At 68.9% G+C, this 10,192-nt stretch carries 8 protein-coding genes and 1 riboswitch; of the genes, 7 read left to right on the top strand and 1 reads right to left on the bottom strand.

Translation table 11 applies throughout. From position 1 onward, the window contains the following. The 7 genes from ACLQ7T_RS04510 to ACLQ7T_RS04480 form a co-directional block, all read left to right on the top strand. Positions 1-270: SPOR domain-containing protein (locus tag ACLQ7T_RS04510; RefSeq protein WP_420478337.1), on the top strand; the 270-nt coding region annotated here is incomplete at its 5' end. 185 nt (positions 271-455) lie between these two features. After that, entirely contained in the window at positions 456-839 is a 384-nt protein-coding gene (rpsF, locus tag ACLQ7T_RS04505; RefSeq protein WP_420471674.1) for a 30S ribosomal protein S6, read from the top strand. A gap of 12 nt (positions 840-851) precedes the next feature. Further along, positions 852-1,127, top strand: a complete 276-nt coding sequence (rpsR, locus tag ACLQ7T_RS04500; RefSeq protein ID WP_092311918.1) for a 30S ribosomal protein S18 — start codon at positions 852-854, stop codon at positions 1,125-1,127. Between the two features lies 1 nt (position 1,128). Next, positions 1,129-1,713 carry a 50S ribosomal protein L9 gene (gene rplI, locus ACLQ7T_RS04495; RefSeq protein WP_420478336.1) on the top strand — a complete coding sequence of 195 codons (585 nt, stop codon included), beginning with the start codon at positions 1,129-1,131 and terminating at the stop codon, positions 1,711-1,713. Positions 1,714-1,880: 167 nt separating this feature from the next. Next, positions 1,881-1,992, top strand: a riboswitch (SAM riboswitch). A gap of 293 nt (positions 1,993-2,285) precedes the next feature. Further along, positions 2,286-4,694, top strand: a complete 2,409-nt coding sequence (locus ACLQ7T_RS04490; RefSeq protein WP_420478335.1) for a TonB-dependent receptor plug domain-containing protein — start codon at positions 2,286-2,288, stop codon at positions 4,692-4,694. A gap of 132 nt (positions 4,695-4,826) precedes the next feature. Continuing rightward, positions 4,827-5,204 (top strand): hypothetical protein, encoded by a 378-nt coding sequence (locus ACLQ7T_RS04485; RefSeq protein ID WP_420478334.1) that lies wholly within the window; start codon positions 4,827-4,829, stop codon positions 5,202-5,204. Positions 5,205-5,321: 117 nt separating this feature from the next. Then, positions 5,322-6,803 carry a replicative DNA helicase gene (locus ACLQ7T_RS04480; RefSeq protein WP_420478341.1) on the top strand — a complete coding sequence of 494 codons (1,482 nt, stop codon included), beginning with the start codon at positions 5,322-5,324 and terminating at the stop codon, positions 6,801-6,803. Between the two features lie 158 nt (positions 6,804-6,961). Here ACLQ7T_RS04480 and ACLQ7T_RS04475 read toward each other — a convergent pair whose 3' ends face one another. After that, positions 6,962-10,183, bottom strand: coding sequence for a discoidin domain-containing protein (locus ACLQ7T_RS04475; RefSeq protein ID WP_420478333.1), 3,222 nt, complete (start codon positions 10,181-10,183; stop codon positions 6,962-6,964). Positions 10,184-10,192: the final 9 nt, after the last annotated feature.

Here is a 10,192-nt window from a genome sequence, read left to right as displayed (position 1 = left end):
GCGCGAACGCCCGCCCCGACGCCGCGCGAGCCCGCGGGCCGCTGGATCGTCCAGGTCGGCGCCTTCCGCGACGAGACCGTGGCCCGCAACTGGCTGGCCGAGGTCAACCGCCGCTACACGCGGCAGTTCGCCGGGGCGGAGCGCACGGTGCAGACCGCCTCGGGCTGGTACCGGTCGCGCTTCACGGGCATGACCGAGAGCGCCGCCCGCGCCGCCTGCGCCGCCCTGGCGGAGCGCCGCTGGGACTGCACGGTGATCCGGCCCGACTGAGCCGGTCGCGGGCAGCCTTGCTCCCCGGCCGGTTTTCCCCTATACGCGCCCGCTTTCCAGGGCTTCGGTCCCGGTGCGGAGTTCCAAAGGGTTCGGGAAGTCATCCCGGCCGCCGCCCCGGGAACCATCGTGGAACGGACTGAACCCGGTCCGCCCGCGCCGGCGCCCACAAGGGAGAATACCGCATGGCTCTTTACGAGCACACGGTCATGACGCGCCAGGATATCTCGGCGCAGCAGGCCGAAGCGCTGAACGACACCATCAAGACTCTGATCGAACAAGCCGGCGGCGCTGTCGCCAAGATCGAGTACTGGGGTCTGCGCAACCTGACCTACCGCGTGAAGAAGAACCGCAAGGCTCACTATTCGCTGCTGGCCGTCGACGCCCCTCCGGCCGCCATGGCCGAAGTCGAGCGTCAGCTGTCGATCAACGAAGACGTGCTGCGCTGGCTGACCGTCCGCGTCGAGGAACTCGACCTGGAACTGTCGCCGCTGCTGGCCCGCCGTGAACGTGAGCGCGAGCGCGAGCGTGAACGCGGTCCCCGCGAAGACGCCGCCGCCGAAGCCTAAGGAACCCGGAACATGACCGATACCACCGCCCCGACCCCGGGCGCGCCGGCCGGCTCCGGCCCGGCCCGTCGCCCGTTCTTCCGCCGCCGCAAGGTGTGCCCGTTCTCCGGCCCGAACGCGCCGAAGATCGACTACAAGGACGTCAAGCTGCTGCAACGCTACATCAGCGAGCGCGGCAAGATCGTCCCGTCGCGCATCACGGCTGTCTCCCAGAAGAAGCAACGCGAGCTGGCCAAGGCCATCAAGCGCGCGCGCTACCTGGCCCTCCTGCCCTACGTGGTGAAGTAAGATGAAGGTCGTTCTGCTGGAACGCGTCGATAACCTCGGCGCCATCGGCGACGTCGTCACTGTCAAGGACGGCTTCGCCCGCAACTTCCTTCTGCCGCGCGACAAGGCCCGCCGGGCCACCGCCGCCAACCTGAAGGCCTTCGAACTCGACCGCGCCGCCATCGAGCAGCGCAACGAGAAGAACAAGGCCGAAGCGCAGAAGATCGCCGACAAGATCAACGGCGAAACCTATGTGATGATCCGTCAGGCCGGTGAAACCGGCCAGCTGTACGGCTCGGTCGCCGGCCGCGACGTCGCTGAAGCCATCCAGGCTGAAGGCGGCAAGGTCGAGCGTTCGCAAGTCGTGCTGAACGTCGCGATCAAGACGCTGGGCGTCCACGAAGTGCTGGTTCGCCTGCACGCCGAGGTCTCGGCCACCGTCAAGATCAACATCGCCCGTTCGGCTGAGGAAGCCGAGCGTCAAGCCAAGGGCGAGGACGTGATCAAGTCGGCCTACGAGGAAGATCGTGAAGCCGCCGCCGAACAGGCCGCGGACATGATCGCCGGCGGCGCCGGTCAGCAAGACGGCCTGGGTTCGGAAGCCTGAACCCAGTTTTGATCCTGGCCGAAATCTGAACCGAGCCGGACTTCGTCCAACTCGACCGATTTCGACCAGATGCTGAAAAGTCACGGCGGCGTGGGGGAAGCCCTGCGCCGCCGAACTTTTTTCGGGCGTGCGCTTGACGCTTTTATGACGCACCGCAATATCGGAATCGCTCATCGAGACCGGCTGAGGGAAAAGGCCCTTGGACGCCGGGGCAACCTGCGGACCGCCGTAAGGTGCCAACTCCTTCGGGACCCCTCCCCGGGTCACGGCAGATGAGAGACCGGCACGCCCGGACTCCCTCATCCGTCACCGCAAGTGTTTCCGATCGAGCAGGAGACGACCATGCGTTCTGACACGCCCTACGCCCTGACGGTCCCCGCCCCTGACGCCCGCGCGCCGCGCCACCTTATGTGTTGCGCCCGCCCGATGCGATGTCGCCCTGGCGCCTGACACGCTGACCCGCCCGGCCCCACGCCGGAACCGCCTCCAAAACACCGCCAGCCCGGACCCCCGGTGATCGCCGCGCGCGACACCGACCGGAGAGCTGCGCCTCATCGAGACAGAGATCCATCATGACCACCCGCTCCATCCGCGCCGCCCTGTTCGCCGCCGCCTCGGCCACCGCCCTGCTGGCCGGCGCCGCCCACGCCCAGACGGCGCCGCAGACCGCCCCCGAGGCCACCGAGGTCGACGAGGTCGTCGTCACCGGCACCCGCGCGCCCAACCGCTCCCGACTGGACACCCTCGCCCCGGTCGACGTCGTCACCCAGGAGGACCTGCAGAATCGCGGCACCACCGAGCTGGCCGCCGCCCTGGCCCAGTCGGTTCCGTCCCTGACCTTCCCGCGACCGGCGGTCGTAGACGGCACGGACTCGGTCCGCCCGGCTACCCTGCGCGGCCTGTCGCCGGACCAGACCCTGGTGCTGGTCAACGGGACCCGCCGCCACGCCTCCGCGCTGGTCAACGTCAACGGCACCGTCGGCCGCGGCTCGGCGGCCGTCGATCTGAACACCATTCCCTCGGGCGCCTTGGACCGGGTCGAGGTCCTGCGCGACGGCGCCTCGGCCCAGTACGGTTCGGACGCCATCGCCGGGGTGGTCAATCTTCGCCTCCGACAGGCCGATCACGGCGGCGGCGCGACGGTGACCGCCGGCCAGTACTACACGACCATCGACACCGCCCGCGCTCCAGGGCGTGACGAGCAGGACGGCGGCACCCTCACCGCCTCGGCCTGGCAGGGCTTCGGCCTGGGCGACGGCGGCTATCTGACCCTGAGCGCGGAATACCTGCGGCGCGACCCGACCAACCGCTCCGACCTCGACCCCCGCGTTACGCCCAACGCCGTCACGGCGCGGTTCGGCGATCCGGAGGTCGAGCAGTGGACCGTCTTCGCCAACGCCGGCGCCCCGCTGGGCAACGGATGGGAGGCCTATGGCTGGGCCGGATACCAGGATCGCGACAGCGAAAGCGCCGCCTTCCCCCGGCTGGCGTCGAATGTGAACAATGTCGCCGCCCTCTACCCCAACGGCTTCCTGCCCAAGATCGCCGTCAACTCGCGTGATCTGTCGGCCGCAGGCGGCGTGCGCGGCGTCATCGGCGGCTGGGACGCCGATGTGAACCTGGTCTATGGCCGCAACGCCCTGGAATTCCGCACCGAGGAGTCGCTGAACTCCACCTATGGCGCGGCCTCGCCCACCAGCTTCGATTCCGGCTCGCTGATCTATGACCAGCTGGTCCTGGGCGCGGACGTCACCCGCCAGTTCGACGTCGGCCTGTACGCCCCGCTGAACGTGGCCGCCGGTCTGGAAGCCCGTCGCGAGACCTACCAGATCGAGGCCGGTCAGGCGGAGTCCTGGGACCGCGGCCCGCTGGGCGGCAATACCGCCCTGACCAGCGGCGCCCAGGGCTTCGTCGGCTTCCAGCCGTCGAACGAGGTGGACGAGGACCGCACCGCCGTCGGCGTCTATGTGGACGTCGAGGCGCCGATCACCGAGCAGTTGACCGTCGCCGGCGCCGTCCGCTTCGAGGACTATTCCGACTTCGGCAATGCGACCACGGGCAAGGTCTCGGCCCGCTACGACTTCACCCCGTCGTTCGCCCTGCGCGGCTCGGTCTCGACCGGCTTCCGCGCCCCCTCGCTGCAGCAGTCCTATTTCACCTCGACCGCCTCGGTGATCCAGAGCGGCTCCATTGTGGAGACCGGCACCTTCCCGGCCACCAGCACGGTGGCCAGCCTGCTGGGCGCGGAACCGCTCGATGCCGAGACCTCGGTCAACTACACCCTCGGCGCGGTCTTCCGGCTGGGCGACTTCAACCTGACGGTCGACGCCTACCAGATCGATATCGAGGACCAGATCGTCCTGTCGGAGCTGATCAACCGCAGCTTCAGCCCGCAGGTCGCCTCGCTGCTGGATCCGCTGGGCGTCCAGGCCGCGCGCTTCTTCCTGAACGGCGTGGACACCACCACCAAGGGCGTCGACGTGGTCGGTCGCTATCGCATCAATGACGAGACCTATGGCGACTGGGACTTCACCGTGGCCGCCAATTTCAACGACGTGGAGGTGACGCGTCTGCCGACCTCCTCCTCGGTGCTGAGCCCGGTCCCTCCGCTGTTCGCCCGCAGCCGCATCCTGACCATCGAGGACGGCACGCCCGACACCAAGGTGTCCGGCACGACGGACTGGAGCTACGGCCGGTGGGGCGTCACCGCCCGGGCGACCTACTACGCCAGTGTCCTGCAGCCCGGATCGACCGCGGCCTCCGACTACTGGACCGGCGACAAGGTGGTCGCCGATTTTGAAGGCCGGTTCAGCCCGAACGAACGGATCACCCTGGCCCTCGGCGTCGACAACGCCTTCGACGAATATCCCGATGCGGTTCCGGCCAGCCTGAACAGCAACGGCGTCCTGGGCTTCCCCTTCTACTCGCCGTTCGGCTTCAACGGGCGCTATGTCTACGCCCGCGTCGGCGTGAACTGGTGACCCCTGCCCCGGGCCGCCGGTCGTCCTGCACGGACGGCGGTCCGGGACCAAGTCATCCGCTGATGAAAAACTTCGGCGAAAGCGTTGCCATGAGGAGGCTCCCGCCATATCTGGACGGTCGGAGACCTCCCCATGCTTCGTATCCTGACCGCCCTCGGGCTGGCCCTGTTCCTGTCCGCCTTCGCCTCCGGCTCCGCTCACGCCATGACGGTGCGCGAGTTCCTGTCCATCGCCGACCGCCTGCCGCAGAACGCCACCGCCGCCCTGCGCCCGGACGGCCGCCGGCTGATCAACGAGGTCTCGACCTCCGTGCACGCGGTGAAGAACGCCCAGTTCGCCGACGAGCGGGCCGGTCGCCGTCCGGCCTACTGCATCCCGTCGCGCGGCACCGGCATCACGCCGGAAGGGCTGCTGGCGCGTTTCCGCGCCCTGCCGGCGGGCCGTCGCGACATGACCGTCCAGCAGGCCATTCGCGAGTGGATGATCGAACGCTGGCCCTGCGGCGCCTGATCGTTAACTGATCCGCCTGCGGAATTCGGGACTGCCCACAGCCCCGGAGATTTGTCCCCGGCAACGCGTACGTCCAAACATGACGCAGGCGGCCTGTAAGGGCATGACGTCATGACCATGAACGCCTTTGCTCCCGCCGCCTTCAACGACACGCCCCAGGTCGCGTCCCTGCCGCACAATCTCGAGGCCGAGCAGGCGCTGCTGGGCTCGCTGATGTTCGACAACGCCGTGTTCGAACGGCTGAGCGACCGGCTGCGCGGCAGCCATTTCTACGAACCCTTCCACCAGCGCCTCTTCGATGCGGTCGAGGACCATATCCGTCAGGGGCTGCTGGCTGAGCCGACCATCCTGATGGAGCGGTTCAAGCAGGACCCGGCCTTCCAGGAGTTCGGCGGCCTTCGCTATCTCGCCGATCTGGTTGACCGCGCCCCGCCGGCCGCCAATGCGCCCGACTACGCCCGCGTCATCTACGATCTGGCCCTGCGCCGCGACCTGATCCGCATCGGCGGCGAGATCATCAAGGACGCGCCGGATCCCGAGCGCCCGGCCGAGGATCAGATCGAACAGGCCGAACAGACCCTGTACTCGCTGGCCGAGACAGGCAAACCGTCGTCCGGTTTCGTGAGCTTTTCCCACGCCTTGTCCGGCGCCGTTCAGATGGCGGCGGAAGCCTATCAGCGCGACGGCAAGCTGGCCGGTCTGGCGACCCACCTGGACGATCTGGACCAGAAGCTGGGCGGGCTGCACCCCTCCGACCTGCTGATCCTCGCGGGCCGTCCGTCGATGGGCAAGACGGCGCTGGCCACCAACATCGCCTTCAACGTGGCGCGCAGCTATCGCTGGGAGCCGACGCCGGAGGGCCGCAAGACGGTCTCAGGCGGGGTTGTCGCCTTCTACTCGCTGGAAATGAGCGCCGAACAGCTGGCCATGCGTATGCTGGCCGACGCCTCGGGCGTGTCGTCCGACAAGCTGCGCAAGGGCGAGATCGACGCCTCGGACTTCGGCAAGATCCGCGACGCGGCGGTCGAAATCGGCGAAAGCCCCCTCTACATCGACGCCACCGGCGGTCTGTCGATCTCCAAGCTGGCGGCGCGCGCACGGCGGCTGAAGCGGATGGAGCACGGGCTGGACCTGATCATCGTCGACTACCTGCAACTGGTGACCACCGGCGAGAACAGCCAGAAGAACCGGGTGCAGGAAGTGTCCGAGATCACCGGCGGCCTGAAGGCCCTGGCCAAGGAGCTGTCGGTGCCGATCATCGCCCTGTCGCAGCTGTCGCGTCAGGTCGAGCAGCGCGAGGACAAGCGGCCCCAGTTGTCCGACCTTCGGGAATCGGGCTCGATCGAGCAGGACGCCGACTGCGTGATGTTCGTCTACCGCGAGAGCTACTACCTGGGGCGCGCCGAGCCCAAGGAAGGCACCGAGGAACACCTGAACTGGCAGCAGGAGATGGACCGGCTGGAGCACCAGGCCGAGGTCGTCATCGGCAAGCAGCGTCACGGCCCCATCGGCATCGTGAAACTGGCGTTCGACGCCAACACGACGCGCTTCGGCAACCTGGCGCATGGGCAGGGCGGCGGGTACAGCGACTACGAATAAACTGCCCTTCTCCCCTTGAGGGAGAAGGTGGCCCGTCAGGGCCGGATGAGGGGGCTGCCAGCCCCATGCTCATCGCCAACGAGGCGGGCTGCTGACACAGCCCCCTCATCCGTCTCGCTCCGCGAGCCACCTTCTCCCTCAAGGGGAGAAGGAAGACGTCACCGCATCTCTACCCGTCGGGCGCCCGCGGGGATGGCCAGCTCGCCATTCGAGAAGCTCGCCGCCCGGCCGTCGATGCGGACGGTCGCGGGCGGGGTCTCTCCGGCCGGCCACTGGATGATGAAGCCGCCGGGGGGCGTGACCCCGGGTTCCAGCGTCAGGACATAGCCGCGTCGGGCGGCGCGGAAGCTGTAGGTCAGCGAACCGTACGGTGTGCGGACGGCGCGGACGCCCACCCCCTCCCCGGCCAGCCAGCGGGTCGGCACGCCCGCCGCCAGCACCAGGGCATGGTCGCGGTCGCGCTCATACACCAGCATGTCCATGACCGAGCGGATGTAGTCCGAGCTGATCCAGGCATGGGGCATGTCGCCGATGAAGCGGGGCTCGCGCTCCTCACGGCCGACCACCTCGGCCCAGCCGTTCCAGGCGCGCGGGCGGATGTCGGCGAAGTAGAAGTCCAGCGCCCGGAGCGCCTCCTCGCGGCGACCCAGCCGGACCATGGCCCCGACGTTGCGCAGCTCGTAAGGGGTGTAGTCCTTCCACGCCTGACGGTTCTCCTGCCGGGCGGTGAAATTCTCCCACCATTTGTCGAAGGTGCCTTCCAGCAGCGACTGCGGCAGGTCGTCGATCAGACCACCGGGCGACAGGCCGATGGTGGTCGAGGTGGCGTCGAAATCGCCCCGGTCGGCGGCGCCGGCGATCCAGTCGATGCCGTGGACGCGGGCCGTGGCCTCGATCGAGGCGATGATGTCGGCCTTGAACTGGGCCTCCGCCGCGCGGAAGCGGTCGGCGGCCTCGGCGTCGCCCAGGGTCTCGGCGATGAAGACGGCGTCGGCGTAACCGCGCAGGCCCCAGAAGTCGTCCCAGTAGCTGTAGGCCGGACGGTCCGAATAGCCCTCATGGCTGATGGTCGGCGGCAGCAGGCCGAACAGGTGGCGCTTGTCGGCCGCCTCGAACTCGGCCGTGCGGGTCGAGGCGCGCAGCTCGTCCATATAGCGGATCGCGCCCTGCACCTGCGGCCAGACGGCCCTCAGCGCCTCCAGATCGCCGGTGTAGCGGTACGTCTCGGCGGCGAGGAAGACGAACTCGCCGTGACTGTCGTTCTCGGGCACCGGATCGGCGCCGCGGCTGTCGACGCAACAGGGCACCTTGCCGTTGTCGAAGACGTAGGGGGCGAACCAGCGCAGATAGTCGGCGGACAGGTCGGCGTGACCCAGCCGGTTCAGCCCCTCGGCCATCATGGCCCCGTCGCGGATCCAGCTGCGGTTATAGCTGCGCGTGCCCGGCTGCAGGATCGGCCCCTGACGCGACATCAGCATATGGGCCAGCGAGGACTTCATCACCGCCTCGACCGGACCGGCCTCGGGCGGCAGGGTGACGTCGAAGCGGTCGAGTTTCTCGCGCCATCGGGCGGCGACGCGGGTCTGAGCATCGTCCAGCACCGCCTCGGCCGAACCGGTGAGCGGCAGGGCCGCGTCCCCACCAGCCAGCGCGGCTGTCCAGCCGAAGGTTCGGCTTTCACCGGGCTGGAGGATCACATCGTACAACCAGCCGCCAGACATCAGGGTCGAGGCGTCATATTCCGCGCCGCCCTCCCCCATGAACGCACGGCGATCAGCCACGGTCAGAAGGCTTTGCGGATCACTGCCGGCTTCAAAGCTGGACGCGACGATATGACCGGCCCGGCTCAGGGCGCGAACATTCACGTTGTCATTCAGCGTCAGCTCTGCGGGATTGATCTCGATCTTCTCGATCGGACCAACACCCCCGGGCGTGGTCAGGAACTGGCGCGGGCCGTTGACCTGGAAGGGTCGGGCCGCCAGCGCCAGCGTCAGGCTCTGCGGGCGGTCGGAGGTGTTGGTCAGGACATAGCGGCCGTACAGGCGGGCGGCGTCCGGCTCCCCCTCGGCGAAGGCCGTGGTGGTCAGGCTCCAGTGGTCGGCGGTCCAGGTCACGGACGGGATCGGCAGATCACCGTCCGCCTGCGACTGGGTGATGTTGACGTCGGACCAGGTCACCAGCCGCCCGTTCTCGACCACAAACGGTTCGATGCTGGGGCCGCCGCGACGCAGCTCGATGGCGCCGTCCTCGCCGATCAGGCCGCTCTCGCCGCCGCCGTCGACGCCGACGAGGGTCCAGTAGGGCTGTTCGCCGTGGAAGCCGCGCGGATAGAGGCCCCGACGGCTTTCGGACGCCACCGCCATCATGAAGCTGGTCTGCGTCTCGCCGAAGGACAGGGGTTCGATCTCAAGGCCGGTCAGGGCGTAGGCGTTGGCCGCCGCCTGCCCCAGCCGCTGCCCCGCGCCCGCCTGGCCGACGACGCCGCTCTCGTCCAGCGGGGCCAACAGATCGAGCCGCAGCCAGCGCGCCGACGCCTCGGGCGTGCGCAGCCAGTCGGTCCCGCCGTTGCCGTCGGTCACCGAGGCCAGCTCGCGCCAGTCGCGCCCGTCCGACGAGGCCATCAGACGATAGGCCGACGCCGCCATCCGGTCCGCCCAGCGCAGGGTCAGGCCGCCGAACTCGCGCTCATAGCCGAGGTCCAGCGTCAGGCTCTGCTCGCCACCCGCCGCCGATTTCCAGAAGGTCAGCGGGTCGTCATCGACGGCGCGGGCCGCGACATTGCCGCCGTCCTCGCTGGTGGCGTCGGCCACCGGGCGCGGCGGGACCGAGGGCTCGGGCGGCAGCTCGCGCAGCTCCAGCTGGTCGATCTCCAGCCAGCCGCGACCGCCCTGCCCCGCCGTGACCACGAACTCGATCCGCGCGGCGCCGCGGAAGGTGCGGTCCGGCTCCGGCCCCCAGGCCCAGAGGATCTGGCGCTTCTTGATGACGTAGCGGGTCCACTCACCCTGCGCCTCGAAGCGCTGGATCTGGCGCCAGTGGACGTTCTCGCCGGACGCATCGGTGAACTTGATCTCGAGCGTATTGGGCAGCATCTCGCCGCGCGCCCAGAAACTGATCTCGTAGTTTTCCGGCACACGCAGATCGAGGGCGCGGGCGGCGAAGGCGTAGCCCGAGCGACCGTTGAAGTCGTACGCCAGCCGCATGGCGCGGCCCTCATGGCCGGGGACCGCGGAGACGGCCGAAGAGACGTCGGTGGAGGCGTCGGCGGTCCACGGGGTCAGGGTCTCGAAGGTGTCGAGCGGACGGGCGGACTGGGCCTGCGCCGCCGTGGCCAGGGCGAGGGCGGCCGTGGTGGCCAGCAGGAAGGTGCGCATATCCATACTCCGCTC

The organism is Brevundimonas sediminis, from assembly GCF_048799765.1.
Classification (GTDB): Bacteria; Pseudomonadota; Alphaproteobacteria; order Caulobacterales; family Caulobacteraceae; genus Brevundimonas.
Note: the sequence above shows the minus strand (reverse complement) of the source record. Positions and strands in the feature narration are given on the sequence as shown.

What these genes read in the sequence shown, in the direction of transcription:
- rplI (WP_420478336.1), top strand. Translation starts at nt 1,129, where the DNA reads ATGAAGGTCGTTCTGCTGGAACGCGTCGATAACCTCGGCGCCATCGGC.
- rpsF (WP_420471674.1), top strand. Translation starts at nt 456, where the DNA reads ATGGCTCTTTACGAGCACACGGTCATGACGCGCCAGGATATCTCGGCG.
- ACLQ7T_RS04480 (WP_420478341.1), top strand. Translation starts at nt 5,322, where the DNA reads ATGAACGCCTTTGCTCCCGCCGCCTTCAACGACACGCCCCAGGTCGCG.
- rpsR (WP_092311918.1), top strand. Translation starts at nt 852, where the DNA reads ATGACCGATACCACCGCCCCGACCCCGGGCGCGCCGGCCGGCTCCGGC.
- ACLQ7T_RS04485 (WP_420478334.1), top strand. Translation starts at nt 4,827, where the DNA reads ATGCTTCGTATCCTGACCGCCCTCGGGCTGGCCCTGTTCCTGTCCGCC.
- ACLQ7T_RS04475 (WP_420478333.1), bottom strand. Translation starts at nt 10,183, where the DNA reads ATGGATATGCGCACCTTCCTGCTGGCCACCACGGCCGCCCTCGCCCTG.
- ACLQ7T_RS04490 (WP_420478335.1), top strand. Translation starts at nt 2,286, where the DNA reads ATGACCACCCGCTCCATCCGCGCCGCCCTGTTCGCCGCCGCCTCGGCC.